The following is a 26,371-nucleotide window of genomic DNA, read 5'->3' as shown; positions in this document are numbered from 1 at the left end:
CTTTCTCTTTATTTATCCGTCGTCAAACCGGCCCGTGCATATTCCGCATTAAGCCGGGCTATATTCGTAATAGAGATCTCTTTGGGACATACAGCCTCGCAGGCGCCCGTGGACGTACAACTGCCAAACCCTTCCTTATCCATCTGCGCGATCATATCCACCACCCGTGCCTTGCGCTCAGGGTCACCCTGTGGCAACAAGGCCAGATGGGACACTTTCGCCGAGACAAAAAGCAAAGCAGAGCTGTTCTTACAGGCTGCGACACAAGCTCCGCAGCCAATGCAGGCCGCGGCGGCAAACGCCGTATCCGCCTTGTCCTTCTCGATGGGGATGGCATTGGCGTCCACCGCATTACCCGTATTCACCGAGATAAATCCCCCGGCCTGGATGATGCGATCGAAAGCACTCCTGTCGACGACGAGGTCTTTCACCACCGGGAAGGCATTGGCCCGCCAGGGCTCTACCACGATGGTGTCGCCGTCCTTGAAAGCCCGCATATGCAGCTGGCAGGTCGTCGTCCCCTCCCAGGGCCCGTGCGGCCGGCCATTGATATACATGGAACACATGCCGCAGATCCCCTCCCGGCAGTCATGGTCAAACGCAATAGGCTCCTTCCCTTCAACCACCAGACGCTCATTCAGCACGTCGAACATCTCCAGAAAGGACATCTCCGAAGAGATCCCGCTGACGGAATAGGTCTCAAAATGCCCGTTGTCTTTCTTGTTCTTTTGCCTCCAGACCTTGAGGGTGAGGTTCATCGTATAGTGTTCCATAAAATTCGCTTAGTGGATACTTTTATTTTTCAAATAGTTCAAATAGTCTTTATGCCGTATTGGCGCCTTACCCGCCGGGTCGGGCTCATACCAGTATATCCAGGCATTCAGCTCCCCACCCTTCCGCATCCGCACTTTCCCTTTTTTCCGCACGAATTCATTTCCTTCATATGCATCCAGCACCCGGAATACATTGGCCGGATCATGCACCTGGAATACATCCCCGATCACTTCTTTCCCCGACCTGTCCTTCACAGCCCCCGGGTACTTCCCGATATCGTATAAAGCCGCCCCGATCTTCGCCTGACCCACATACTTCCATCCCTTCTTCACCTTATCTTTTAGTTTCAGGTCGTAGCGCTTGCGCAGGGTGCCATATAAGAATAAATAATCTGTCATATTCTTGCCAAAAGGCCCTTAAGCTTCTCAAAACTGTATTTGTCAATCCACTCCTTGCAATCGGCATCAGCGCCAATCTTCGTAAGGTAATAATCAAAAACATCTCGCACCTGCTCCAGCGGCAAATGGCCTCTAAAATGCAAAACCCCGATGAATTCAAAGAAGTTGAGAAAGTCCGTGAACCGCTCTTCATTTTGCTGCCGCTGGGTTGCGTCAGTCACTGTCAGCTGCTCGTGCAAAACCCCATAGTCCAGCCAGACCCGCACTTCCTTATAGGTCGAACTTTCATAGAACTTCTCGAACAACGATTTCAGCCACTCGGCCTGCTTGATCCTCGTCTGATACCGGTAGTTGAACGCGGCGATGGTTATCCCAAGCCCCGCTCCTAACCCGGCGACCACTCTGGCCACCCATTCCACCCACTGCATTGCTATCATAGAATAAGCATTTTCTGCGGCTATTACTTATAACTCCGCTGAGTCGGGTGCACCACCTCGAACTCCAACGGCTCTTTGTGCAACTCCCAATTTCCATCGTTCTTGTATTCCCAGGCCGCTACAAAACTGAAATGGGCGTCATCCCGCTTCGCTTCCCCATCCTCCGTCTGCATCTCTTCACGGAAATGGCCGCCACAGCTTTCCCGGCGCTGCAACGCATCCTGGCACATCAGCTCTCCGAGTTCGATAAAGTCGGCTACCCTGCCAGCCTTGTCCAGTTCGGGATTGAATTCGGCGATGTCTCCCGTCACCCGGAGATCGCGCCAGAACTCGGCTTTCAACGCCTTGATCTCCTCGATCGCTTCCTTCAGACCGGCTTCATTCCGGGCCATTCCGCACTTATCCCACATGATCTTCCCAAGCCGCTTGTGAAAGCTCTCGGGACTCTGCGTACCATTGATGGTCTTCAGTTTTTTCAACCGCTCGGCGACAGCGACCTCCGCCGCCTCGAAAGCAGGATGTGACGTAGGGATCATGGCCGTTCTGATCTCCTCCGCCAGGTAATTGCCTATCGTATAAGGGATCACGAAATACCCGTCGGCAAGCCCTTGCATCAGCGCGGAAGCTCCCAGCCGGTTGGCGCCATGATCGCTGAAATTCGCTTCGCCAAGCGCATACAGCCCCGGTACACTGGTCATTAATTCATAATCCACCCAAAGCCCGCCCATAGTATAGTGAACGGCCGGATAGATCCTCATCGGCGTGCTATAAGGGTCCTCTCCGGTGATCTTGGCGTACATATCGAAGAGGTTACCATATTTTTCCTTGATCACTTCGACCCCATGTTTGCGAATCTCCCCGGCCGAAGGATTCTCGATGCCGTGCTTCCGGCATTCGGTCTTCCCATAACGTTCTATCGCCGAGGCGAAGTCCAGGTATACAGCCTGCTTGGACGTGCCTACTCCATAACCCGCGTCACACCGCTCTTTGGCCGCACGCGACGCCACGTCACGCGGCACCAGGTTGCCAAAAGCGGGATAGCGGCGTTCAAGATAGTAATCTCTTTCCTCGACAGGTATCTCGTTGGGTTTGCGGAGATCGTTCTTTTGCTTGGGCACCCAGATACGGCCATCGTTACGCAACGACTCCGACATCAGCGTCAGCTTCGACTGGTGATCACCCGTCACCGGGATACAGGTGGGATGTATCTGTGTATAACAGGGATTACCGAAATAAGCACCTTTTTTATGCGCCTTCCAGGCCGCCGTCACATTGCTGCCCATAGCATTGGTCGAGAGATAGAAGACGTTGCCGTATCCGCCGCTGCAGAGCAGCACCGCATGACCGAAATGCCGCTCGAGTTCGCCACTGGTAAGATTACGCGCAATGATGCCACGAGCCTTGCCGTCGATCACCACCACATCCAGCATCTCGTGCCGGGAATACATCTCTACGTTACCGAGCGCCACCTGCCGCTCCAGGGCCTGGTAGGCGCCGATGAGCAATTGCTGACCCGTCTGGCCGGCCGCATAGAAGGTACGCTGAACCTGCACACCACCAAAACTCCGGTTGCTCAGCAACCCGCCGTATTCCCGTGCAAAGGGAACCCCCTGCGCCACACACTGGTCGATGATGTTGACGCTCACTTCCGCCAGCCGGTGCACATTGGCCTCGCGACTACGGTAGTCTCCACCCTTGACGGTATCATAAAACAACCGGAAAACACTGTCTCCGTCGTTCTGGTAGTTCTTGGCGGCATTGATGCCTCCCTGGGCCGCGATGCTGTGCGCCCGACGAGGCGAATCCTGGAAACAAAAGGCCTTTACCTTATAACCCATCTCACCCAGCGAAGCGGCGGCAGATGCGCCGGCCAGCCCCGTACCTATAATAATGATCTCGAGACTACGCTTGTTGGCCGGGTTCACCAGCTTCACATGACCTTTATAATCTTCCCATTTTTTATCAATAGGGCCCTGGGGGATTTTTGATTCGAGCATGACGTAATTATTTTTAAAAAGAAACTATACCCAGTTAAAGTACATGGAAACAGGCATCATGGCAAAAGCCAGGGGAACGATGATAGAGAACCCGATGCCGACACCGTTGATGAGGACGAGATAGCGTGAATTATAGACACCCAGGCTGCGAAAGGCGCTCTGGAATCCATGCAGCAGATGATAGGCCAGCGAAATACACGCGATGACATAGACGATGACCACCCAGCCATGGCTAAAAGTTTCCTTCATCAGGCCGAAAAGATCATGCACGGGCGCGGGATTGCCGTTGTCATACGTCACATCAGGCAGTTCGGTGAACCGGGAAGGGATCCAAAACTGCTTCCAGTGGATGATCAGGAAAATCAGGATGATCGTGCCAAGTAGCCCCATCGAACGTGAATACCACTTGCTTCCCCGGTTGGCCATCGGTATCTGATAACCGATAGCCCGCTTCTTCCGATTCTGAAATTCCAGCATCAGTCCCTGGATAAAATGCAGGAATATCCCCGCAAACAACCCTACTTCCAGGATGCGGATAACAACCGTGGCTCCCATAAAATGAGCCGCCCTATTGAACATCTGCCCGTCATCCATAGCCCAGATACAGGCATTGATACCGACGTGCACCACCAGGAAACCGATCAGGAAAACCCCCGTGAGGCCCATTACGAATTTCTTGCCTACGGAAGAAGTAAAGAGTTCAGACCATTTCATGCTTAATATTTTATACCAACCGCGCAAATTTAGCACAGGAAAGGTTCAAAAATAGCATTCATTTACTTTTTTTGTCGGCAGAAAGACAGTAAGACGGGAAATCCCCGTTGTTTAGTATCTTAGCCGCTAAATTAGCCAACTAATAACCACAAATGAACAAAGAAGAAGATTTTGAAGCGAACCTGGCCGGTGACGAAGGACAAAGTGAAGAAAGTAAAAGCGGTTGGTTCCGTCGCATCAAAAAAGGTATTCTGACCAGCACAGCAGAAAAAAAAGAGACACCCGAAGGCCTCTGGACAAAATGCCCCAACTGTAATTTCATCTGCACGGTAACAGAATTGCGGGAAAACATATTCGTATGCCCCAAATGCGGTCATCATCACCGCATCGGCAGTGCGGAATATTTCGACATACTTTTCAACGACAACCATTACGAAGTTCTTTTCGAGAACATCCGTTCAAAGGACTTCCTCCACTTCACCGATCTGAAATCATATCAGAAACGACTGGAAGAAACCTGGGCAAAGACCGATATCACCGACTCCATCCGCGTCGCCGCAGGCGACGTAAAAGAGCATCACATGGTCATCGGCTGCATGGACTTCGATTTCATCGGCGGCTCGCTCGGCAGCGTCATGGGCGAACGCATCTCAAGAGCCGTAGACTACAGTCTGGCAAACCGTGCCCCCCTGCTCATCATCTGTAAGTCAGGCGGAGCGCGGATGATGGAGAGCGCCTTCTCCCTCATGCAGCTCGCCAAGGTCTCCGGCAAACTCTCCCAGCTAACGGACGCAAAGATCCCCTATATATCCCTGCTCACCGACCCGTCCTTTGGTGGTATCTCCGCCTCCTTTGGGATGCTGGGCGACCTCAACATCGCCGAGCCGGGAGCCCTCATCGGCTTCGCCGGCCCTCGCGTCATCAAGGAAACGATAAAGAAAGACCTTCCCGAAGGCTTTCAGCGCAGCGAATTCCTGCTCGAACACGGATTTCTCGATTTCATCGTTAATAGGAAAGAACTAAAGGAAAAGATCGCTACCCTCATCACCCTGTTCAAAGGGTAATGGCTGCCGGTCCGCCCCTTGTCAAAACCCTTAAACGCCTACTTGCCTGTGAAAAAAACAACCCTGCTTGCCATCCTATTGCTGGGCCGTCTCCTTACGGAAGGTCAGCAAAAAGTATTCGAACTGCCCATGGACTCTGCCGATGCGCAGGGCCTCCATGTCGTTGGAACCCCTGATGGCCGGTCAGGAAATATCCTGCTCTCCATCACCTCCCCGCACAGCATCCGCTACTGCTGGCTTTCCGGCGATAGTGCCGCCGGCGCACCGGTTATCCTGACCACCCTCGACTACAACAGCAAAAAAAGCCGCTATCTGGTCACGGCCGCCTTCCCCGATGGCATCGAAACCTGTATCTCGAACAAGGATTATTCACTCCTTCGATTCCTGCATTCCGAATTAGTGGCGCGACAGACCCGCCAAACGGATTCACTGGCGATTCCGTCAGATCAGCAGCTCTTCCAGGCCTTCTACCAGGACAACACTTTCTATGCGATCACCGTACAAAAACATGCCAATACGCTCTTTATCTACCGTCGACGGCCGGGAGCCGGTACCGACACCTTCCAAAAAGAGATCCCGATAAAAAAATGGGGGATCATTTGGTGGCACGGTACAAGGGCTTTCATAAAGAACCATGTCGACAATTGCTACGATCTCGCCGGAAGCGTCGGAATGACACAGGAAGACAGCATCACACCCCCACCCATGAGCGCCGTGGTCAACAAAAGCAAATGCTATATCCGCCCGGGCATGCTCTATCTGACTTTCGACACTCACCAGCTGGTGACAAACGTTATTGAAGTACCCCTCGACGAGCGCCCCAGCCGCCTGCTGCAGTTCAACCCCGAAGACTGGTACCACAAAGCCCTCCCCATCGGTTTCAGCACCGGCAATTCGTTTATCTTCGATAATACCCTCATCACTACCGCAATTGTCCACCGCCAACCCTGGCTTGCCTTCTACGATCTTCACACGGGCAAGCTCATCACCAGCTACGCCCCCGATACCAAGGGCAATACCTCTTTTCCAAGGAGCCCCATCTGGCAGGAGGGTGATTTCTGGCGAAAAGACAAAATTCATCCGATAAAACTGGAGGATTTCGCCGTCAACGCCTTCGACTTCTGGACCATGGGCGTCTCCGCCCGGAAGCTGGACAGCGGCCGCATCGAAGTCAGCATCGGCACCATCTACAACCGCGAAAGTTTCGGGCAATTAATGCTGATCCTCAGCGCGGCAACCATCGTCGTAACGGAACCCGTGCTGCTCTTCGAAGCGGCTCCCATCCATACGATGTACTTTTATTCCTGCTTCGAAAATGATACGTTCGGTGCCCTGCCGTACAAAGAGATGACGGATAAATCTGAATTAATCAATACTTTTGCAAATTCCCAAAACATCCCCCGTAAACAGATGTCAGGGTTTCAGCACGGCAACGACTACTGGCTGGCCTGGTACGATGCCGGCCAGCAGAAATATCTCATTTATAAATTCTAGGTTATCCCGGATACAAAAGAAATAAAGAACCGATCGGCCTATCACGACTATTTCATCGAAGACAAGTTCGATGCAGGCATGGTATTGGTCGGCACCGAGGTCAAATCCATCCGCGACGGCAAGGTCAACTTCGTCGACAGCTTCTGCGTATTTTTCAAAGGCGAGCTGTGGGTCCGGAACATGCACATCGCCGAATACCGCTTCGGCACCACCAACAACCACATCGCCGTTCACGACCGGAAACTCCTTCTCACCAAACGCGAACTGCGCAAACTCGAAAATAAGATAAAAGAAAAGGGCTACACCATCGTCCCCCTTCGCATCTTCTTCAACGAAAAAGGCTACGCCAAACTGGAAATAGGCCTTGGAAAGGGTAAAAAACAATACGACAAACGCGAAACCATCAAACAACGCGATACCCAGAAGGAGATAAAACGCTATCTCAACAGGCAATAAGCCTCCCCTAAAATAACCTCACCCTTATTTCGTTGTAGAAAAGAATTATGGCATGAAAATTTCTACTTAATCCTCCAAAAGGAACCCACTTATACCACCTAATGCGAAGACTATTATATATCTGTGCTTTCCTCGCCGTCCACGGCGCATTGTCCGCCCAAACCGTGTCCGGTAGCTGGTATGGCCATGCTGACGTGGAAATGGCCGGGATCCACAACAACTACCTCACCGAGCTCATCATAAGGCAGAAAGGCACCCGGGTAGACGGCATTTTCGGCTATTACTTCCGCGATAAATACCAAAGCTTCTTCATCCACGGCCGTTATGACCCGAAAAGCCGGCAGATCACCATCCTCAATATCCCGATGATCTACTATGGCTCCGTCTCCACACTCAACAGCGTCGACTGTAACACCCATTTCAAAGGAATTCTCCTCACCTCCAGGGCAGGAAGCTCCGTAAAAGGCTTTCTGCTCCACGATGCCAAATATCGCTATACCTGCCCGGATATAAAGGTGAGTTACATTCTAGATAAGTCTGACAATCAGACAGATAGCACAATATCAGCAGGTCTTGCCAGCGCCCGCATCTGGAAGCCCCAGGAAGACGATCTGGTGGTAGATGCCGTACAAGCCGCGACACCGGCCCAGCCCACCGTTTCCCTGCCGCCGCCCGCAGAACAAAAAGCCACCACTGACTCGGCGCAAACCACTATCGCTCCGGCCAAAGCCACTGTAGCAGCACCCCCCGCCGACCCGGAAAAAGAAGACAATAAAAAAATAGTAGAATCCTTTGTTAAGCGTAAATCCGTCCTCAAACGGGTCCTCGAGGTCGAATCCGACTCGGTCCGCCTCAGCTTCTATGATAATGGAGAGATCGACGGTGACAGCATCTCCGTCTTCGTCAACGGACAGCTAGCCGTCATCCACAAAGAACTGGCCGCAAAAGCCTTCAACCTATTCCTCCGCCTGGACAGCACCCGCGACATCAACGAGGTAGGTATGTATGCCGAAAACCTGGGCCGCATCCCTCCCAACACCGCTCTCATGGTCGTCACCGACGGAAAGAACCGCTACGAGGTCTTTATGAGCAGCAGCTTCACCGAAAACGCCACCATCCAGCTCAAACGCAAGAAGTCCGCACTGGCCGCCACCCAACAGCCTTAGAGCAGCGACCGATCAACTCGAAAGCAGCATCCACCGCCGGCTCCCCTTAGAACAACTCCGTCTGCGGCGGCGTCTCTTTAGCCTCCTCCTTGTGTCCCCATTCGAACTCTACGCTCTTGGAGTAGTCGTATAATTTGCTGCCCACTGCCTTCCAGCCCATCACCTCCACAAAACCGGCGATCTTCACCTTCTGCGTCTTGGCCTGCGCCCCACGCCCCGACTTGATCACCACCACAGGCTCAGGATGCAGCGTTACGATCTCCAGCCGGTTACCCTCCCCTTCCTTGATGAACAGGAATTTATTGTGCAGCGTGGTCGTCTCGATCTTAAACCGCTTTACATTGTATTGCAGCTTCTCGTTATCCAGGTAAATGGCGGTGATGATCTTCTCCGGATCGAATTTGCGGATCTCGATGATCTTATCGGCATCGAACCGCTGCGTCAGCTCCGTATCCGTCAGCTCATAATTCCCGTCATTATAAATTACCAGCAGCCGCTCATCCCCTTCAAAACTGCCGAGATATTCTCCCTTCTCCTCCGTGTTCAGCCGGCCAAAGGTCGGGTCGAACCAGATCTTTCTGCCGCTGAGTGTCGATTTCCCCGCCTCCTTGAATTTCACATTTCTTATCGGGTATTTCGTCACCTGGTTGCCGAGCGAACTCCGGTTCTTGATCTCCAGTTCCTCAAAGTAAAAGTCAAACTCCTTATGCCTTGCTGTACTGCTGGGACTGAGGATCACCCTCACCACCTCGGCCTCGCCATTGGGGTTGGCAGACAGGTAGTGCACCTTGCTCTTGGGGTCTTCCTTCGCCAGATCGTATTCTTTGTCACGGGTGACGCCGGTGACGTTGAACCGCTTGGCATAGCTCACCCCGCTCTTCCCGTCGACATAGATCATATTATAGGTGGTTCGCTCATCGTTCTTCCGGAAGACCGCCACATGCAGGATATCCTTACCGATAAACGCCTTGTCGGCCACCCGCACCACCTTCATCTTCCCACCCTTGGTAAAGGCGATGATATCGTCGAGATCGCTGCAATCCGTCACAAACTCATCCTTCTTCAACCCCGTCCCGATAAACCCTTCCTGGCGGTTGACATACAGCTTGACATTGGCAATAGCCACCTGCTGGGCCTGGATGGCCTCGAATGGCCGCATTTCCGTCTTGCGTTCACGACCCTTACCATACTTTTTGAGCAGGTTCTCGTAATAAGCGATAGCAAAGTCGACGAGATTGTTGAGATCATACTTCACCTGCTTGATCTCGGCTTCCAGTCCCTTTATCTGGGCGTTCAGTTCCTCGATATCCAGCCGATAGATACGCCTCACCGGCTTCTCGGTCAGCTTCACGATATCTTCCCGGGTAATATCCCGCTTCAATTGTTTACGGAAGGGTTCAAAAGCCTTCGCGATAGCCGCCAAAACTTTGTCCCAGGTCTCGTGCTTCTTCTCCAGCTCTTTATAGATCTTCTCTTCAAAGAATATCTTTTCCAGCGAAGTATAATGCCATTTTTCCTGCAGTTCGCCGAGCTTTATCTCCAATTCCCGTTTCAGCAGGTCCTTGGTATGATCCACCGATAGGGTAAGCAGTTCTCTTGCACCGAGAAACGTCGGCTTCTTGTCGATGATGACACAGGCATTGGGAGAGATGCTCACTTCACAATCGGTAAAGGCGTACAACGCGTCGATCGTAATATCGGGCGAGATCCCCGGCGCCAGGTCGATCTGGACCTCCACATCGGCAGCCGTATTATCCGTCACCTTCCTCACCTTTATCTTCCCCTGGTCGTTGGCCTTCAAGATCGAATCGATCAGCTGCGTCGTCGTTACTCCATAGGGCACATCCTTCACCAAAAGTGTCTTCTTATCCATCTCTTCGATTCGCGCCCGGACGCGTACCTTCCCACCCCGTTTCCCATCGTTGTAATTCGTGGTGTCGATCATCCCCGCAGTGAGAAAATCCGGGAAGAGCTCGAATTTCCGTCCCTTCAGATATTTCATCGCAGCTTCACACAATTCACAGAAATTATGCGGCAGTATCTTGGTCGCCAGGCCAACGGCAATGCCCTCCGCCCCCTGCGCCAGCAAGAGAGGGAATTTCATCGGCAGCGTGACAGGCTCGTTTTTACGGCCGTCGTAGCTCAATTGCCATTCTGTAGTTTTGGCATTGAAGGCTACCTCGAGAGCGAACTTGCTGAGCCTCGCCTCGATGTAACGCGATGCAGCGGCATCATCGCCGGTCCGGACATCCCCCCAGTTGCCCTGGGTTTCGATCAGCAGATCCTTCTGTCCCATATTGACAAGGGCTTCGCCGATACTCGCATCCCCGTGCGGATGGTACTGCATGCTCTGCCCGATGATATTAGCCACCTTATTGAAACGCCCGTCATCCATTTCCTTCATGGCATGCAGGATACGCCGCTGCACGGGCTTCAACCCGTCTTCCACCGCCGGTACGGCCCGTTCCAAAATAACATAAGAGGCATAATCCAGGAACCAGTTCTTGTATTGGCCCGTGACCCCGGCCTCATTCTCATGAAAATCGTCTGCTATTTTGCTTTTCGCCATAATTAGTTTGTCATTTTATTTCTGTCCTTCCCTATCCTGCCCAGATGGGTATCCTGGAATCCGCTGAAATATTTCAACCCATATCCCATCGCCCGGTCCATGCAGCTATGTCCCAACAGGATCATCCCTGCAGCCTCCACCCACCGTTCCCCCATATACCACCCCAACAAGTAAACCACCACGGCTACCCCCCTATGATGAACGAAATTATATCCGATGGCCCCTATCCGGTTGCCTCCAAGATAAGCCAACATAGACAGGTCGGGCGCCAGTATCCAGACCAGCCACCAGTACCAGGCATAATGCAGCTGCGCCCACAAAAAGATGCTGAGCAGCAACAACCCCGCCTCTTCCCATTTTATCAATTGGTTCATATCTAATGCTAACCTGCCTGCTCTTCCACCGTCACCGCCGCCGCTGCTGCCGCCGCCTTCCCCCGCACCTCAAAATCCCGCATCCCCTTCAGCTCCCCCTGCACATCCAGCTCGCCCGCCGCTACCAATTGCTTGATCCGCCAAAGCACATAAGCATCGCCCGTCGTCTGCCTGGCCTTCCCAAGAAATTGGCCGATCAGCTTACTGGCCTTTATCCAATCCCCCGTAATAAACTTCCGCAACTCCTCATCATAATAGCTATAATCATATTGGGACAGCTTCTTACCACCTTCCAGTATCCGCACACCCCTATCCTCCTGGCAAAGCCGGTTCCACTCATCCGGATCGATCTCAAACTCGCTCAGCGTGATCGGCCGCGCCAGCTTCCGCGCCTTGAGAAACTCCTTCGGCGGAATAGTAAACAGATTCTCCGGGTAAAAGATCTGCCCCTTTTCATTGATAAAGGGAAGATTATTCAGATACAGGATAAATACTCTGCCTTGAAACTCCTTCAACTGCGACATCAGCCAGTAATACCCGCTGACATCATGCTTATTCTGCGCAGCCCAGATCCACACCACCTCCTTCGCATCCTCAGCCAGCCGCTGTTTCAACGACTCCACGGTCGAATTGTCGTCCCCCGTGTTGCCATTGTCCACCAGGCCGTCATAATCACCGCCGGCCAGCACCTCCCGCCACCACTGCTTCCTCGCCTCGATGCCCTCCGCCGAATAGATGCCTGCTATCGGCCCCACGGCAAACTCATCCTGTATTTCGACTACCTCTCCCTGAAAGGAAGGCTCCAGCTCAAAGGCTTTTCGTAATACCTCTACATCATTATGCTGAAAAACGATATGGATCATATCCCTACTTGTTCTTTTTCTTTGTATCCTTTAGCACCTTTTTCCCATCCCCGGCCAACCGCCGCTTTACCTTGGTTACATCCTCGGACGGTGGTAATTCTTCAGGCTTCACCCCCCGTTCCTCCAGCATCTTTCTCACCGCCTTATTATTATCCACGTGCTCTTTGGTGATCGGCTTTTCCCCTCTCAAATCTTTTTCTACCACGTTGTGACTCGTCAATTCCGTACCAAATCCCTTTGCCTCCTTTCGAACGGATAATAGCAAAAGACCTTTCGTCAACACCCCGCTCGAAGATAATTCCAGACAATTTTTTCTCAGCCTTTGAAAGCTTTTCCCTCGCAGCCACCCGGGCGACATCCAGCAGCCGCTGCTCGATGATCTCCTGTTTCCGGGTCTGAACAGCGAAATACGTTTGCGCAAAAGCAATCTCCGGTTTCGCTCCATCCCCGTTCTGCGCGATAAGATAACAGGCATATCTGGTCAATGCATAATCATCGACTTCCCGTTGCGCACCTTTAGCCAATCCGATCATTTTGTTGGATTCAACAAAATGATCCAAAACCGCTACCCCACTGTGTTTGCACGCTTCCTTCGCCTTCTCTATCACCTTCACAAAATTCCTCCACTCAGCATAATCAAATATCACCTGAAGCTCCCTGGCACTCCAACACTCCACTCCTTCAACCACATAACAGGCATGCTCAAACTTTTCAAACAACTCACGAATCAATTCACGGTTACTCACATTCATATACGTCTTTTAAATGGCGTTCGTGAATGCTTCGCATTTCATATAAAAGGTTTTAGACTACAACATTAAAACTCTTTTATATAAAAATGCTAAAAAAAATAGTCTTTTATGCTTTTTCTTCCTCGACAAGATCGAGTTCCACCTTCAAATTCTTGATAATGAAATCCTGACGCTCCGGCGTATTTTTCCCCATATAGTACTCCAATATCTGCTGAATATGCGTATCCTGCATCACCATCACCGGCTGCTTGCGCATATCAGCCCCGATGAACCGCGCAAACTCATCCGGTGATATCTCACCCAACCCTTTGAACCGCGTGATCTCCGGTTTTCCCCCCAGCTTCTTCACTGCCTCCTGCTTCTCCGCCTCATCATAACAATAGTGCGTCTCCTTCTTATCCCGCACCCTGAACAACGGCGTCTCCAAAATATACACATGCCCGTTCTTCACCAGGTCGGGAAAGAACTGCAGGAAGAACGTCATCAGCAACAAACGAATATGCATCCCGTCGACATCCGCATCGGTGGCAATAACAATATTATTATACCGCAACCCCTCGATGCCCTCTTCCACATTCAACGCATGTTGCAACAAATTGAATTCTTCGTTTTCATACACCACCTTCTTGGTCAGGCCAAAACAGTTGAGCGGCTTGCCCCGCAGACTGAAGACCGCCTGCCTTTCCACATCCCGGGCCTTGGTGATACTACCACTCGCGGAGTCCCCCTCGGTGATAAAAATGGTGCTCTCCTTCTGCTTCTCGAGAATGGCTTCCTTGTCTTTCCCCGTTGCTTCTTCGTTATAATGAAACCGGCAGTCGCGCAACTTCTTATTGTGCAGGTTGGCCTTCTTCGCCCTTTCGTTGGCTAATTTTTTTATACCCGCCAGCTCCTTCCGCTCACGCTCGCTCTGCTCGATGCGCTTCTTCAGCGAATCGGCCGTCGTGGGGTTCTTATGCAGGTAATTATCCAGCTCCTTGGCCAGGAAATCGCCCACAAAATTCTTCATCGTCGCCCCACCTTCGACCATATACAGGCTGCCTAATTTGGTCTTTGTTTGTGACTCGAACACCGGTTCGACCACCCGCACCGAGACAGCCGCCGCAATACTCTGCCGGATATCGGCAGCATCATAATCCTTCTTATAAAAATCCCTGATCACCTTTACAAATGCCTCCCTGAAAGCCTGCTGATGCGTCCCACCCTGTGTGGTATACTGACCATTGACAAAGCTGAATATCTCCTCCCCATAGTCATTATTATGCGTAATGGCCACCTCGATATCATCTCCCTTCAAATGAATAATGGGATAGCGCAGCTCATCCTCATTGGTGCGCCGCTGCAACAGGTCGAGCAGCCCGTTCTTGGAGACATATTTCTTACCGTTGAAATTGATCACCAGCCCGGCGTTCAGATAGCAATAGTTCCAAAACTGGTTGTCGACGTACTCGTTAAGAAAATGAAAGTTCTTGAAGACGGTCTCGTCCGGCGTGAAGGTGACCAGCGTACCATTCGGTTCGGTCGTCTTCGCCTCCTTATGCTCCTTCGTGAGCTCTCCCCGCGTAAACTCCGCCGACTTTTCCTTACCATCCCTGAAAGCGCTTACCCGGAAATATTTGCTCAGGGCATTCACGGCTTTGGTACCGACCCCATTAAGCCCCACTGATTTCTGAAAGGCCTTGCTGTCATATTTGGCGCCTGTATTGATCTTGCTCACCACATCTACTACCTTGCCCAGGGGAATACCCCGGCCATAGTCGCGGACAGTTACGCTCTTCTGCTCGATGGAAACGTCCACCTGCTTCCCATAGCCCATGGTATACTCGTCGATGCAGTTGTCGATCACCTCCTTCAACAGCACATAGATGCCGTCGTCGGGGCTGCTGCCATCGCCCAGTTTTCCAATATACATCCCCGGCCGGAGGCGAATGTGTTCCTTCCAGTCTAAGGTTCTGACGCTGTCATCGTTGTACTCGAACAAATTATTTTTTTCTGCCATAATACGATCAACGGGTCTGCCCGCAAGGGCGCAATATAATCAAACGATCGCTTCTTCCATTTATTTCGATTTCCTCATCTGTGGAAAATTCGAAATATCCCATTTTCGCCCACGCTGTCTTACATTCGCACCATGGCTTCTACCTTCCTGACCCTCAAAGGGGTCTCCGTACAGATCGGCAACACCCGCCTCCTCGATCAGCTCGACTGGACCATCCGCCGCGGTGAACAATGGGCCATCACCGGCCCCTCAGGCAGCGGCAAGACCGTATTGGCGCACACCCTGCTGGGCACACACTTTTACACCGGAACCATCACAGCCGCCACCCGGCGCATCGCCATGGTCGAACAACAGCACAGGTTCAAAAACCGCCCCGGAACGACACAATTATACTACCAGCAACGCTTCAATGCCTCCGACGCTGATCAGACCATCACCGTAGCACAGGAGCTCGCCGACGCCGGGTGGGATGGCGCCGATGGCCTGTGGCTCGACTCGCTCCATGTTCGTCCTCTGCTGACAAGACCCCTCATCCAGCTCTCCAACGGGGAGAACAAGCGCACTCAGTTGGCCATCGCGATGCTCCAAAGTCCCGAACTGCTCATCCTCGATAACCCCTTCCTCGGACTCGATGCGGAAGGCCGCGCCACCTTGCACACCATTATCAATCACATCGCTGCTAAGAATATCCAGCTCCTGCTGATCACGAGCCCTCATGAAATCCCCGATTCCATCACAAACATCGCCCGGCTCAACCAGGGCAAATGGGTATTTATGGGCGCCAGATCTGCTTTCCATCCAACCGAAAAGGAGGACGGCGTCCAACTTGATCCCGGCATCCTCGCCCAGCTTAGGCAGGAAGCCCTTGACAATGCCGGTCCGTCTTTCACCGCCGCCGTAAAGATGATCAACACCAACATCCGTTACGGGGATGCCATCATCCTCCAAAACATTAATTGGGAAGTGCTCAAAGGCGAATGCTGGAACGTCTCCGGCCCCAACGGCGCCGGTAAGTCCACCCTGCTCAGCCTCATCACCGCCGATAATCCCCAAGCCTACGCCAACGATATCTGGCTCTTCGACCGCCGCCGCGGCTCCGGCGAGTCCATCTGGGACATCAAAAAACGCATCGGCTTCGTCTCGCCCGAACTGCACCTCTACTTCGACACCGCCGTCAGCGGCTTCGAGGTGGTCGCCTCCGGCCTCTTCGACACCATCGGCCTGTTCCGCCAGATCAACGAACAACAGGAAGCCCTCGTCCGGCTGTGGATGCAGCTGCTCTCGCTGCAAGACCTCCAGACCCGCCGCCTCGTACAGCTCTCCACCGGTCAGCAACGGATGGTCCTGCTCGCCCGCGCGTTGATCAAGAATCCCCCGATGCTCATCCTCGACGAACCCTGCCAGGGCCTCGATGACGAACAAACGGCCCGCTTCCGCAACCTCATCACCATCCTGTGCAAGACCTTTGGCACCACGCTCATCTATGTCAGTCACTACCGCCAGGAGCTGCCCGCATGCATCGACCATTTCCTGCAACTGGACAAAGGAGCTATCGTCAACGTATAACCGAAGATTCCGTCACATCGCGCTGCCACAGTGGGTTGTAGAATATTTTCCCCACCAAAAGTGCTTTCATGATTTTAACTTTTGTTTATGGCACAGTCCTTGTAAAATAACCAGCAGGACCCGTCCCTACAACGTAGAACATAATTCTTCACCCAAAAGATCTACGTTATGGAAATTACAATACTCAGACTGGTGGCCACCACCCTCATCATCGCCGGTCTCCTCGCTTTCACCCATTCCAGAGTCGGCAGCATAAAAGGAACGGTAACCCCCGCAGAAGGCGGCGTCCGCGCCTGGGCCGAATCTGTCACAGATACCATTAAAGCACCCATCGTCAATGGTACATACGAGATCCCCGATGTAAAACCCGGCGCCTATAAGATCATCATCGAAGCAAAACCGCCCTACCGCAACATTGCAAAGGACGGCATCATGGTCAACGATGGCCAAACCTCCGATGTGGGCGAGATAAAACTCGAAAAATGAACCGGACACCGTCCGGTATATTTTGGGCCTGCGGCCCTTTAAAGACGCTGTAGGATAAGTGGTCATGAAAGAGCCCGGTTGCTTAGCAATGTCACAACCGGGGAAGCCATTCCGGTATACGGGATGGCTTTTGTTTTTGGACCGGGCTGTCCGGGCCAAAAGTACACCCCGGTCCAAAAACAGCTAATGACGGGCCTTCGGCCAAAGGGCCCGTGGCCCTTTTTGTTGATAATCAATCAAATAGGGTTAACTTTTTATGAACGCCCGCCGGGGGCAGGAAAGATGGCCGCCGGGAAGGCCAAAATTCGTACCTTTGGGTAGTTGCTGCGGAATTACTAATCCAGCCTCAGCCTCTGCCATCCGACAAGATCGGACCCACTTACTACCCCATAAGTTCTATTTTTCAATCTTTAATTGTGTATTGTCTTATTTAAAAAAAGGTGATGTATGTATTCGTATGCGTTGTTGGAAAAAGGATGTTACTACCTGATACAGGAAAAAGAGGAAGGACCTGTAGGGCTGATCAAAGTCAACATGGAAACAGATCATTGCATGTATGTTTCTAAATACGCCGATTCGACCCTGGCCGTGTGGAAGAAAAAAACAGATCCCATCTTCGACATCCTTGAATTACTGGGGGATGACAAAGTGAAGACCTGGGAGTCCATCTATAACGACAGCCAGGACACTTATAACTACGAAGAAGACGAAGAATAATCCCGGACCACAGACCGCCTGACCCTCTTTTTCCGGAGCCCATAGCTCCCCAATCCGGTAGAAGTCACCGAAGCAGACAGCAGAAGGCTGATGTAATACAGCAGAAAGCTGTCTGTTTCATTATAGCTTCCTTCCGCCCGATGAAAATGGGAAAAAATGTAGATGATAAGACAACTGCCATACCCAAACAATAAGGCGGCATAAACAAAGACCATCGACTGCTCAAAGCGGTCGTGCTCCATTTTCTTCAGGTATAGCCACAATCCCGCAATACAATAACCCAGCACAAGGAATAACCCGACCCCGGTGATCACCGAACAAGTGGTGATATTATACCCGCGAATCAGAAGAAGCGCCAGTTCCCCAACGAAAAAAGCCCCCATCACCAGGAGTAGCTGTTTTCTCAGCCGCCCGTGGTTGGCAAAAGCAAAAGCCAGCAACACAAGGGGTGTTTCCGCAACCGTAAAACAATAATCCGCCCGCTGCAGAAAGCCACGGCCACCCGCCGAATGGACAAACCCCATCGTCGGCAGATTGATGAGCCCGTTAAAAAACCAGTAGATACCAATTACCCAGTACGCATTCACCTGGCGCATTTTCCTAAAGCCAAGGAAGAGGATAGGAACAAAGCAGAGGACGATCGCCAGACTGGAGACCACAGCAAAGAGTTCGGAATAGACCCCCGTTTTCAAAGGATGTACGTTTATTGAATGAATTTAACTGGATTACATCCAGTTTAAAACTGAAGATATGAAGATTTTATTATAGGTAAAAACCCTCTCTTTTGTACATAAATTACGGTATTTTTACCAACCGGCAGCCACTTCCGGCAGCTCGACCGAAGGATGATCTCCCAACAGACCATACAGCAGATACTCAGCCGAATCGACATTATTGAGATCGTAGGTAGCTTTGTAAAGCTGAAAAAGCGCGGAACCAACTATCTTGGCCTCTGCCCCTTCCACAACGAAAAGACGCCCTCATTCACCGTCTCCCCTGCCAAAGAGATATACAAATGCTTCGGCTGCGGCCGCAGCGGCAACACCATCTCCTTCCTGATGGAGCACGAGAAATACTCCTATACGGAAGCATTGCGATGGCTCGCGGCCCGCTACAATGTGGAAGTAGAAGAAAAAGAACTCAGCCCTGAACAACGGCAGCAGCAACAACTGGCTGACAGCCTCTATATCCTCAATGGCTTTGCCCAAAAATTCTTTTCCGATGCCCTGTTCAACACCGAAGAAGGCCAGGACATAGGCCTCAGCTATCTGAAAGAACGGGGCTTCAACGAGGAGATCATGCGCAAGTTCCAATTAGGCTATTGCCCCGACCAGCGCGACACCTTCGCCCGCGCGGCTCTGGCGGCGCAATACAACCCCGAATACCTGCAGAAAAGCGGGCTGGTGGTACTGCGCGATGAAAAACTCATCGACAACTATCGCGGCCGCATCATCTTCCCCGTCCATAACCAGACAGGAAAGGTCATCGGATTCGGAGCCCGCATCATCCGCAGCAACGACCGCGCACCTAAATACATCAACACCCCCGAGAACGAGATCTATGTCAAAAGCAAGATCCTCTACGGTTCCTACCAGGCAAGACAGGCAATAGATAAGGCGGATGAATGTCTGCTGGTAGAAGGCTACACGGATGTGATATCCCTGCACCAGGCGGGAATAGAAAATGTCGTAGCAAGCGGCGGCACGAGTCTTACGATTGACCAGTTGAGACTGGTACGTAAATACACGCATCACCTCACCATCATCTACGATGGCGACAACGCCGGCATAAAAGCCGCCCTGCGCGGCCTCGACCTGGCCCTCGAAGAAGGCCTCGACGTAAAACTCGTCCTCATCCCCGACAAAGAAGACCCCGACAGTTACGTTCGCCGCATTGGCGCTGCAGCGTTCCGCGATTTTGTCGCTGCCAATAAAAAGGATGTCATCCTCTTTCAGCTCGAAGTCGCACTGAAAGACGCCGCAAACGACACCAACAAAAAAGCGGCCGTCGTCAACCAGGTGGCCGAGACCATCGCCCGCATCAACAAGGCAGAGGACTTCACACGGCAACAGGATTATATCCGGCAATCCGCTGAACTCCTCCACATCGAAGAAACAGGGCTGCATACCCTGGTTAATAAATACATCCGGGAAAGGATTGCCAAACAGGAGAGCAAGGCGGCCGCAAACACCGCCTCTGCTGAGGCCGCCGATGCGGCGGCAGCACCGATGCCCAATGACGAAGAATCCCTCAACCTGCTGTTCCGCCACGAACAGAATGAAAGAGGCATGATCCGTGCGCTGTTGGACTATGGCCTTCGCTCCTGGGACGAGCAGACCCTGGTCGCAGACTATATTCTCGCCGAATCGATCGATCTCATCGACCTCATCGACAACAAACGTCTCCTGAAGATCCTCGATCTCTTCAAAGACTGGTACCAGCAAGGCTTCGAACCCACTGCCAAAAGCTTCCTGTACTACGAAGACCAGGAACTCAGCACCCTGGCCGTTTCGGTCATGGAGTTTCACTATGAACTAAGCCCCAACTGGAAAGATCATTACGAGGGAAAGATCGTCACCCCGGACGATCTATATAAGGAAGACGTCCAGTCCACCATGCTCTACCTCAAACTCAGAAAGATCAAACGCCTCATGGAAGAGAACCAGACCGACCTTGGCAAACCCCACACCGAAGAAGAACTCTCCATGCTGCTGCAGACCCACAAACATTTAAAAGAATTGGAAAGAACGCTGCTGCACGATCTCGGCACTGTCATCGTCAAATAACCGGCAGGTTCGAAGCCCAAACCCGCTGCGCCTGCAGCAAATGCCGCTCCCCATGCGCCACCACGAAACGAAGCATGTCGCCGAGCTGCAACTGCACCATCCCATTCAAGGCAAAAGGTATCCTGATCCTTCGCAGGTCCTTGGTCCAGACATGCCGCAAAATATCATCAAGCGCATCACAATGCCGCTGAAACGCAACCAATTCCTCCCGGCCATCCAACGACTCCGCATCGGGGCAGTTCGCCTGCAGCGCCTTCAACTTAAAAACACTGCCATCCGGCCGGGGCTTTATCCGCCAATAGAACCAGTCCCCCAGCCAGCTGCTGCGATAGACATCCAAGGGCCGGTCAGGGGCCAGTGTAATACGCGAAAGAATACGCCGGATATGCTGGTCCATGCAAAGGTTGAGATGTCCATAGATCTCGGCGATGCTCCATTTGCCCGGACCAGGCCGGGAAAGCAATTGCTCGTCCGTAAGGCGCAGAAAAGGGTGTGTACTGGCCTTTAGCAGCTCAGTCCTGTCCAATAACTCTGTTATCAGACCATGTCTGCTAAAAACTGCCATGGGGAAAGGGGTGAAGGTAAAAGCATATCGTTATCCAGCGCTAAAGATACGCGAACCCCTTGTTGGTAGTGACTTTCAGCGGGAAATATACCCAAAAACCACGAGCGCTCGCCCCGCTGAGGCGGGCTCCCTGCCGTAGCAATGCAGGCTATCATGACCACTGCGCAATGGCGGCGGTCAATCGGTTGGAAATTAGAAGCTTACGCGTTGGCTACCTTGCGGCTGCGGCTCGCAGTTTTCCTTGCAGTACCACTCCGTTCGGTACTGGCTTCTTCCAGCACGGGTTCCCGCAAAGGAGCGCGGAAACTCACCGGCGGAACAGCCTTTTTAAACCGGACAGCTGTCCAGACATGGTCTAACGCCACATCCCGGACAATCTCATACCCGGCGCCCCTGATACAGCCCCAGCTGCATTCCCGGGTCAACGTAGTAGCGATCTTCGAGCCCGGCTTGGGATAGGCCACCCAGAACTTCCCATCCGCCTGCAAGGCAGGTAATACCTCCTGCACGATCGCCTTCAATTGCTGCTCGTTGATCGCAAAAATGAGGGCAAAATCTATCTTCTTGCTCTTCAGCAAGGGAGTAAGATTTTTGGCAAAGGCTAACTTAACGAATTGTTTTTCGATGGAGGAAGGAAGGCCCTGTATCAACAGGTTTCTCTCATCGGTTAACTGAAGTTTTTCCAGTAAAGTTTGAGACATTTCTGGAGCTGTTTTTGTTTTCTGTTATATATAGTGCTGACCGCTCCCAGCGGCTCCTCATAGACAGACCGCATTATCCATGCGGGATGCAAATGTAGTGAATTATCCCTTCTTCCAGCTGCTTATTCTTTATCCCTGTCGACATTCCGCCGGTGACGCCGCCGGTCCCGGTATTTTAGGATAGGGATCTTGTTCTCACTCCCCCTGAGCAGGCGGGTGATATTCTTCTGGTGGGTAAGGACAACAAGAAGGGCTACAGCGATGGCAAATCCCCGGTAAAGGGTCTCCTTCTCATCGAAGATATACAATATGAATACGGCAAAAGCTACGGACGCCAGGATGCTGCTCAGCGAAACAAACCGCGTAAGATACAGCACCAGCAAAAAGACCGCGACACAACAAACCGCCGCCAACGGCTGAATGGCGATGATCATCCCGAAAAGGGTAGCCACACCCTTGCCACCGCGAAACTCCGCCCAGATAGGGAAAATATGACCAACGACGGCAGCAAGGCCAAGGCCGACCATGAAATTGGTCCGGTCATTCTCATCATGCAAATAATAGGGAACAAGAATGTAAAGACTCGTGGCAACAACACCCTTAAGCACATCCACCGCCATCACAAAACACCCCCACCGGGACCCCAACACCCGGAAAGTATTAGTGGCACCAGCATTGCCACTGCCATAATCACGGATGTCTATTCCGAAAAACGACCGGCTAACCCAGATAGCAGTTGGAATCGAACCTATCAGATACGCCGACAGAATGAGTAAAACCTCCTTCATTCTCGAATAGTTGTGTTAAAGTTGGATAACAAATATACTGAAAAAACGGCTGCGCTCCATTCACGCTCAGTTACTTAATTTCATATTTTTTTAACCTTGCGCCGTCATTTTCCTCCCTTTCACACATATCCATGCCCCTTTCGTCATCCATAAGAATATCAGTAAATTATTACCAAGAGCCTCATTTTCAACGTCTTTAAAGTCGTCTTCAAGGAGGCCGCTCATAAGTATAACGCCCCCCTCCCCCAATTGTTGCCCCAACGCCGGCAACTGTGTAAGAATTACATGCTTGTTGATATTGGCCAGGATGACGTCAAAAGGCCCTCCCGGGACGTCACCCACCTGATCTAACTTCAACACTTTCACCGCTTTACATCCATTCATCTCGATATTTTCCTGAGCGTTGGCAATCGACCAGTCATCATTGTCGATAGCCACGACCTCCACAGCGCCAAGCCGTTCGGCCAATATCGCCAGCACTCCCGTACCCGTCCCGAAATCGAGTACCCGTTTGCCCCGCAGGTCCAGATCACGCATCGCCTTTATCATCATAAAAGTCGTGGCATGATGCCCCGTGCCAAAGCTCATCTTGGGCGTGATCACCAGTTCGTGCTCCACAGCTGCTATCGGTGCATGGAAATGCGCCCTTATCGCACAGAAAGAATCGACCACCACCGGCTGGAAATTCTTTTCCCATTCCTCATTCCAGTTGCGCTCTTCCAGCCGTTGCTCTTCATAGGTGAGTCCAAAGCTATTCAACACGGCTTCTAGCGCCGGCCGGTCAAAATGTTCCTCCGTCACATAGGCCCGCAGCCATTCCTCCTGCTGCTCGAACCCCTCATATCCCAATTCCCCCAACAGGGCGATAAGCACTTCCTGCCATTCAGCCGTCGCAATACTGATCTCTATCATAAAAAAAGTCTGCGACACCTGCCGCAGACTATTATTTAGTTTACAATTGAATTTACTCCTGCTCGGCAGAGCGGCCACCACCGGAATGTGCTTTTCCTGCACCAGCCCCTTCAGGCTTCGGCATCAGCACCTTACGGCTCAGCTTGAACTTCCCTGTCTTCTGGTCGAGACCGATCAGCTTCACCTTCACCATATCGCCTTCTTTCAACACGCCATCCATCGTCTCCAGCCGCTTGTGCGAGATCTCGCTGATGTGCAGCAGACCTTGCTTTCCGGGCAGGAACTCGACAAACGCGCCATACGGCATCACCGACTTGACCTTGGCCTCGTACACCGAACCGACTTCCGGTTGCGCCACGATGCTCTTGATCCAGGATACAGCCTTGTCCAGCCCTTCCTTGGCGGGGCTGAAAATGCTGACCTCTCCAAAGTTGCCAACCTCTTCCAGGTTGATGGTAGTGCCGGTCTCGCGCTGGATTTCCTGGATGATCTTCCCTTGCGGCCCGATGACGGCGCCGATGAATTCCTTGTCGATAAAGATCTTGACCATCCGCGGTGCATGCGGCTTCACATCAGGACGGGAAGCTTCAATAGTGGCATACATTGCGTCAAGGATATGCAGCCTTCCCTTCCGGGCCTGCTCCAGGGCCTCCCGCATCGTGTTCATGCTAAGTCCATCCACCTTGATATCCATTTGTACCCCGCAGATGCCTTCCCGGGTACCCGTCACCTTGAAGTCCATATCCCCGAGATGATCTTCATCACCTAAAATATCGGTAAGGATAGCATATTTCCCATCGGCAGGCCGGGTGATCAAACCCATAGCCACCCCGCTCACGTGCTTGGGGAAAGGAACCCCGGCATCCATCAGCGCCAGGCTGCCGGCACAAACCGTAGCCATGGAAGAAGACCCGTTGGATTCGAGGATATCGCTCACCACCCGTACGGTGTATGGATAATCCGCCCCCGGCATCATCTGCTTCAGACTTCTCATCGCCAGGTTGCCATGTCCTACTTCCCGGCGACTTTGGCCACGCATCATCTTTACTTCACCCGTACTGAATGGCGGGAAATTGTAATGAAGGAAGAATTTTGAATCAAAGGATTTGGCAGCGCTCTCGATCAATAATTCGTCAAGGGGCGTACCCAGCGTGACGGTGGTGAGAGATTGCGTTTCGCCACGGGTAAAGAGGGAAGAACCATGCGGCGTCGGCAGCGGGTCTACTTCCATCGACAGCGGGCGAACCTGGTCGAGCACGCGGCCATCGAGCCGGATACGGTCATCGAGGATCATATTCCGTACCACTTCCCATTGCAGGTCGGCATAATATTTTTTAGCAAGCTTCTTGTCCTCATCGGCGACTTCCTCACCCAGCGAAGCGATCAGCTCTTCCTTCAGCTTGTCATAGGCATCGCTGCGCTCATGTTTGCTGCTGCCCGCACGGCTTATCTGGTAGATCCGGTCTTTGGCAAAAGCGATCACCTTCTGCTGCAGCTCTTCATTGGTCACCGGCTTGGTATATTCCCGTTTGCCCGTAACCCCTGCTTTTGTCCGCAGCTCTTCCTGTGCCTTGATATGAATGCGGATGGCGTCATGCGCCAGTTCCAACGCTTTTACCAGGTCTTCTTCGCTGCACTCCTTGGCCTCACCTTCCACCATCATCAGGTTCTTGTCGGTGGCGGCGATCATGAATTCCATGTCTGCCTTTTCCAACTCGCTCCGGCTGGGGTTGACGACAAATTGCCCATCAACACGACCAATGCGTACTTCACTGATGATCTCTTTAATGGGGATATCAGAGACAGCCAATGCCGCCGAGGCAGCGAGACAGGCCAGGGAATCAGGCATCACTTCCCCATCGCTGGATACCAGGCTCAGCAACACCTGTACGTCACAGAAATAATCTTCGGGAAACAAAGGGCGCAGCGCACGGTCGATCAACCGGCTGGTGAGTATCTCGTAATCGTTGAGCCGCGCTTCCCGTTTAAAAAAGGAACCGGGGATCCGGCCGGCAGAAGCAAATTTCTCCTGGTAATCGACGGACAACGGGAAAAAGTCCTGTCCTTCTTTTGGCTCTTTGTTAGCCACAACAGTAGCCAGGATGATGCAATTGCCCTGGCGTACAGTAACGGCGCCATCCGCCTGGCGCGCTAATTTACCTGTCTCGATAGAAACCATCCGGCCTCCACCAATATCAAATGTTACACTAATAGGTTGTGAAAGCATGTGCTTATCGTCTTTGGCGAATTAACAGCCCAATTGAGGCGGGAACGGAAGGACCGTAATTCAGTGTTAAAAAATCAAATCTGTGTAAAAATGCGACATACTTCTTCAGGTACAAAAAAACGATTCCCAACCGTCTGGTCAGTTGGGAATGGTTTGTATATACATAAAGAGTTATTTTCTGAGTCCGAGTTTTTCAATCAACTGACGGTACCCCTGGAGGTTGGTCTTGCTCATATAGGTGAGCAGGCGTTTTCTTTTGCCCACCAATTGCATAAGACCACGGTGAGTGGAGAAATCTTTTTTATTGGCTTGCAGATGTTCGGAGATACGATTGATCCGCTCTGTCAGCAATGCAATCTGGCCCTCGATAGAACCGGTGTTGGTGGACTTTCCACCAAACTCTGTGAAGAAACTCGCTTTTTTCTCTTTTGTCAAATAAGGCATCTATAAATAGTTTATTGTGCACCAGGCATTTCCTCCCGAAAACCAACCCACCCCCGGTACACGGCTTCTGATGGGCCATCGGCTGCAGACCCGTTTGGTCCGCTTGGCATTCGATTATAATT

26 protein-coding genes are annotated in these 26,371 nt (G+C 52.1%); 8 read left to right on the top strand and 18 right to left on the bottom strand.

Annotation, left to right across the window (positions count from 1 at the left end; translation table 11 throughout):
* Window positions 1–8: 8 nt before the first annotated feature.
* From IEY39_RS00955 to IEY39_RS00935, 5 genes are read right to left on the bottom strand one after another with little or no spacing between them, the layout of a single operon-like run.
* The gene (locus IEY39_RS00955; protein WP_188927595.1) at window positions 9–773 is read right to left on the bottom strand and encodes a succinate dehydrogenase/fumarate reductase iron-sulfur subunit; all 765 of its coding nucleotides are present in this window, start codon (window positions 771–773) and stop codon (window positions 9–11) included.
* A 9-nt stretch (window positions 774–782) separates the two neighbouring features.
* Entirely contained in the window at window positions 783–1,172 is a 390-nt protein-coding gene (locus tag IEY39_RS00950) for a gamma-glutamylcyclotransferase family protein (protein WP_188927593.1), read from the bottom strand.
* Window positions 1,169–1,609, bottom strand: a complete 441-nt coding sequence (locus IEY39_RS00945; RefSeq protein ID WP_188927591.1) for a hypothetical protein — start codon at window positions 1,607–1,609, stop codon at window positions 1,169–1,171. Before IEY39_RS00945 ends, IEY39_RS00950 begins: the two co-directional genes overlap by 4 nt.
* 23 nt (window positions 1,610–1,632) lie before the next feature.
* Window positions 1,633–3,606 (bottom strand): fumarate reductase/succinate dehydrogenase flavoprotein subunit, encoded by a 1,974-nt coding sequence (locus IEY39_RS00940; protein WP_188927589.1) that lies wholly within the window; start codon window positions 3,604–3,606, stop codon window positions 1,633–1,635.
* 24 nt (window positions 3,607–3,630) lie between these two features.
* Entirely contained in the window at window positions 3,631–4,320 is a 690-nt protein-coding gene (locus IEY39_RS00935) for a succinate dehydrogenase cytochrome b subunit (RefSeq protein WP_188927587.1), read from the bottom strand.
* A gap of 152 nt (window positions 4,321–4,472) precedes the next feature.
* Here IEY39_RS00935 and accD point away from each other — a divergent pair, with 152 nt between their 5' ends.
* From accD to IEY39_RS00915, 4 genes are all read left to right on the top strand, one after another.
* Window positions 4,473–5,384, top strand: a complete 912-nt coding sequence (gene accD / locus IEY39_RS00930) for an acetyl-CoA carboxylase, carboxyltransferase subunit beta (protein ID WP_188927585.1) — start codon at window positions 4,473–4,475, stop codon at window positions 5,382–5,384.
* 48 nt (window positions 5,385–5,432) lie between these two features.
* A complete protein-coding gene (locus IEY39_RS00925; RefSeq protein ID WP_188927583.1) occupies window positions 5,433–6,878 on the top strand; it encodes a hypothetical protein in 1,446 nt (481 codons plus the stop codon).
* 3 nt (window positions 6,879–6,881) lie between these two features.
* Entirely contained in the window at window positions 6,882–7,334 is a 453-nt protein-coding gene (gene smpB, locus IEY39_RS00920; RefSeq protein WP_188930292.1) for an SsrA-binding protein SmpB, read from the top strand.
* Between the two features lie 101 nt (window positions 7,335–7,435).
* The gene (locus tag IEY39_RS00915) at window positions 7,436–8,500 is read left to right on the top strand and encodes a hypothetical protein (RefSeq protein ID WP_188927582.1); all 1,065 of its coding nucleotides are present in this window, start codon (window positions 7,436–7,438) and stop codon (window positions 8,498–8,500) included.
* A gap of 46 nt (window positions 8,501–8,546) precedes the next feature.
* Here the strand turns inward: IEY39_RS00915 and IEY39_RS00910 are convergent, their stop codons facing one another.
* The 6 genes from IEY39_RS00910 to IEY39_RS00890 all read right to left on the bottom strand — a co-directional run bounded on the left by IEY39_RS00910 (window position 8,547) and on the right by IEY39_RS00890 (window position 15,057).
* Complete coding sequence (locus IEY39_RS00910) at window positions 8,547–11,069, bottom strand: DNA gyrase/topoisomerase IV subunit A (protein WP_188927580.1); 2,523 nt, start codon at window positions 11,067–11,069, stop codon at window positions 8,547–8,549.
* Between the two features lie 2 nt (window positions 11,070–11,071).
* On the bottom strand, window positions 11,072–11,443 hold the full coding sequence (locus IEY39_RS00905; protein ID WP_188927578.1) for a DUF4260 domain-containing protein: 372 nt from the start codon (window positions 11,441–11,443) through the stop codon (window positions 11,072–11,074).
* An 8-nt stretch (window positions 11,444–11,451) separates the two neighbouring features.
* On the bottom strand, window positions 11,452–12,306 hold the full coding sequence (locus tag IEY39_RS00900; protein WP_188927576.1) for a DUF1835 domain-containing protein: 855 nt from the start codon (window positions 12,304–12,306) through the stop codon (window positions 11,452–11,454).
* Between the two features lie 4 nt (window positions 12,307–12,310).
* Window positions 12,311–12,463 carry a hypothetical protein gene (locus tag IEY39_RS29680; RefSeq protein WP_229688715.1) on the bottom strand — a complete coding sequence of 51 codons (153 nt, stop codon included), beginning with the start codon at window positions 12,461–12,463 and terminating at the stop codon, window positions 12,311–12,313.
* Entirely contained in the window at window positions 12,456–13,058 is a 603-nt protein-coding gene (locus IEY39_RS00895) for a BRO family protein (protein WP_229688714.1), read from the bottom strand. The genes IEY39_RS29680 and IEY39_RS00895 overlap by 8 nt, the downstream gene beginning before the upstream one ends.
* 106 nt (window positions 13,059–13,164) lie before the next feature.
* Window positions 13,165–15,057: a DNA topoisomerase IV subunit B gene (locus tag IEY39_RS00890; protein ID WP_188927575.1), complete on the bottom strand. Its 1,893-nt coding sequence runs from the start codon at window positions 15,055–15,057 to the stop codon at window positions 13,165–13,167.
* Between the two features lie 132 nt (window positions 15,058–15,189).
* Between IEY39_RS00890 and IEY39_RS00885 the strand changes: the two genes are divergently transcribed.
* From IEY39_RS00885 to IEY39_RS00875, 3 genes are all read left to right on the top strand, one after another.
* The gene (locus tag IEY39_RS00885) at window positions 15,190–16,623 is read left to right on the top strand and encodes an ATP-binding cassette domain-containing protein (RefSeq protein ID WP_188927573.1); all 1,434 of its coding nucleotides are present in this window, start codon (window positions 15,190–15,192) and stop codon (window positions 16,621–16,623) included.
* A 168-nt stretch (window positions 16,624–16,791) separates the two neighbouring features.
* Window positions 16,792–17,109: a carboxypeptidase-like regulatory domain-containing protein gene (locus IEY39_RS00880; RefSeq protein WP_188927569.1), complete on the top strand. Its 318-nt coding sequence runs from the start codon at window positions 16,792–16,794 to the stop codon at window positions 17,107–17,109.
* A gap of 447 nt (window positions 17,110–17,556) precedes the next feature.
* Complete coding sequence (locus tag IEY39_RS00875) at window positions 17,557–17,826, top strand: MVB12 family protein (protein WP_188927568.1); 270 nt, start codon at window positions 17,557–17,559, stop codon at window positions 17,824–17,826.
* Here the strand turns inward: IEY39_RS00875 and IEY39_RS00870 are convergent.
* Window positions 17,805–18,518, bottom strand: a complete 714-nt coding sequence (locus tag IEY39_RS00870; protein WP_188927567.1) for a hypothetical protein — start codon at window positions 18,516–18,518, stop codon at window positions 17,805–17,807. The two genes, IEY39_RS00875 and IEY39_RS00870, sit on opposite strands and share 22 nt — an antisense overlap.
* Window positions 18,519–18,671: 153 nt before the next feature.
* Here IEY39_RS00870 and dnaG point away from each other — a divergent pair, with 153 nt between their 5' ends.
* Window positions 18,672–20,612 carry a DNA primase gene (gene dnaG, locus IEY39_RS00865; RefSeq protein WP_188927566.1) on the top strand — a complete coding sequence of 647 codons (1,941 nt, stop codon included), beginning with the start codon at window positions 18,672–18,674 and terminating at the stop codon, window positions 20,610–20,612.
* Here the strand turns inward: dnaG and IEY39_RS00860 are convergent.
* The 6 genes from IEY39_RS00860 to rpsO all read right to left on the bottom strand — a co-directional run bounded on the left by IEY39_RS00860 (window position 20,605) and on the right by rpsO (window position 26,249).
* Window positions 20,605–21,138 carry a DinB family protein gene (locus tag IEY39_RS00860; protein ID WP_188927565.1) on the bottom strand — a complete coding sequence of 178 codons (534 nt, stop codon included), beginning with the start codon at window positions 21,136–21,138 and terminating at the stop codon, window positions 20,605–20,607. The two genes, dnaG and IEY39_RS00860, sit on opposite strands and share 8 nt — an antisense overlap.
* Before the next feature lie 239 nt (window positions 21,139–21,377).
* Window positions 21,378–21,878, bottom strand: coding sequence for a hypothetical protein (locus IEY39_RS00855; protein ID WP_188927563.1), 501 nt, complete (start codon window positions 21,876–21,878; stop codon window positions 21,378–21,380).
* 122 nt (window positions 21,879–22,000) lie between these two features.
* On the bottom strand, window positions 22,001–22,666 hold the full coding sequence (gene plsY / locus IEY39_RS00850; protein ID WP_188927561.1) for a glycerol-3-phosphate 1-O-acyltransferase PlsY: 666 nt from the start codon (window positions 22,664–22,666) through the stop codon (window positions 22,001–22,003).
* 90 nt (window positions 22,667–22,756) lie between these two features.
* The gene (gene prmA, locus IEY39_RS00845) at window positions 22,757–23,596 is read right to left on the bottom strand and encodes a 50S ribosomal protein L11 methyltransferase (protein WP_262892840.1); all 840 of its coding nucleotides are present in this window, start codon (window positions 23,594–23,596) and stop codon (window positions 22,757–22,759) included.
* A 34-nt stretch (window positions 23,597–23,630) separates the two neighbouring features.
* Window positions 23,631–25,805 carry a polyribonucleotide nucleotidyltransferase gene (gene pnp / locus IEY39_RS00840; RefSeq protein WP_188927558.1) on the bottom strand — a complete coding sequence of 725 codons (2,175 nt, stop codon included), beginning with the start codon at window positions 25,803–25,805 and terminating at the stop codon, window positions 23,631–23,633.
* A 171-nt stretch (window positions 25,806–25,976) separates the two neighbouring features.
* Window positions 25,977–26,249, bottom strand: coding sequence for a 30S ribosomal protein S15 (gene rpsO, locus IEY39_RS00835; RefSeq protein WP_188927556.1), 273 nt, complete (start codon window positions 26,247–26,249; stop codon window positions 25,977–25,979).
* Window positions 26,250–26,371 lie beyond the last annotated feature (122 nt).

This window comes from Puia dinghuensis, assembly GCF_014642875.1.
Classification (GTDB): domain Bacteria; phylum Bacteroidota; class Bacteroidia; order Chitinophagales; family Chitinophagaceae; genus Puia; species Puia dinghuensis.
Note: the sequence above shows the minus strand (reverse complement) of the source record. Positions and strands in the feature narration are given on the sequence as shown.

Coding starts and splice junctions, on each gene's coding strand:
- IEY39_RS00955 (WP_188927595.1), bottom strand. CDS start 773: ATGGAACACTATACGATGAACCTCACCCTCAAGGTCTGGAGGCAAAAG.
- IEY39_RS00950 (WP_188927593.1), bottom strand. CDS start 1,172: ATGACAGATTATTTATTCTTATATGGCACCCTGCGCAAGCGCTACGAC.
- IEY39_RS00945 (WP_188927591.1), bottom strand. CDS start 1,609: ATGATAGCAATGCAGTGGGTGGAATGGGTGGCCAGAGTGGTCGCCGGG.
- IEY39_RS00940 (WP_188927589.1), bottom strand. CDS start 3,606: ATGCTCGAATCAAAAATCCCCCAGGGCCCTATTGATAAAAAATGGGAA.
- IEY39_RS00935 (WP_188927587.1), bottom strand. CDS start 4,320: ATGAAATGGTCTGAACTCTTTACTTCTTCCGTAGGCAAGAAATTCGTA.
- accD (WP_188927585.1), top strand. CDS start 4,473: ATGAACAAAGAAGAAGATTTTGAAGCGAACCTGGCCGGTGACGAAGGA.
- IEY39_RS00915 (WP_188927582.1), top strand. CDS start 7,436: ATGCGAAGACTATTATATATCTGTGCTTTCCTCGCCGTCCACGGCGCA.
- IEY39_RS00910 (WP_188927580.1), bottom strand. CDS start 11,069: ATGGCGAAAAGCAAAATAGCAGACGATTTTCATGAGAATGAGGCCGGG.
- IEY39_RS00905 (WP_188927578.1), bottom strand. CDS start 11,443: ATGAACCAATTGATAAAATGGGAAGAGGCGGGGTTGTTGCTGCTCAGC.
- IEY39_RS00900 (WP_188927576.1), bottom strand. CDS start 12,306: ATGATCCATATCGTTTTTCAGCATAATGATGTAGAGGTATTACGAAAA.
- IEY39_RS00895 (WP_229688714.1), bottom strand. CDS start 13,058: ATGAATGTGAGTAACCGTGAATTGATTCGTGAGTTGTTTGAAAAGTTT.
- IEY39_RS00890 (WP_188927575.1), bottom strand. CDS start 15,057: ATGGCAGAAAAAAATAATTTGTTCGAGTACAACGATGACAGCGTCAGA.
- IEY39_RS00885 (WP_188927573.1), top strand. CDS start 15,190: ATGGCTTCTACCTTCCTGACCCTCAAAGGGGTCTCCGTACAGATCGGC.
- IEY39_RS00880 (WP_188927569.1), top strand. CDS start 16,792: ATGGAAATTACAATACTCAGACTGGTGGCCACCACCCTCATCATCGCC.
- IEY39_RS00875 (WP_188927568.1), top strand. CDS start 17,557: ATGTATTCGTATGCGTTGTTGGAAAAAGGATGTTACTACCTGATACAG.
- dnaG (WP_188927566.1), top strand. CDS start 18,672: ATGATCTCCCAACAGACCATACAGCAGATACTCAGCCGAATCGACATT.
- IEY39_RS00855 (WP_188927563.1), bottom strand. CDS start 21,878: ATGTCTCAAACTTTACTGGAAAAACTTCAGTTAACCGATGAGAGAAAC.
- plsY (WP_188927561.1), bottom strand. CDS start 22,666: ATGAAGGAGGTTTTACTCATTCTGTCGGCGTATCTGATAGGTTCGATT.
- pnp (WP_188927558.1), bottom strand. CDS start 25,805: ATGCTTTCACAACCTATTAGTGTAACATTTGATATTGGTGGAGGCCGG.
- rpsO (WP_188927556.1), bottom strand. CDS start 26,249: ATGCCTTATTTGACAAAAGAGAAAAAAGCGAGTTTCTTCACAGAGTTT.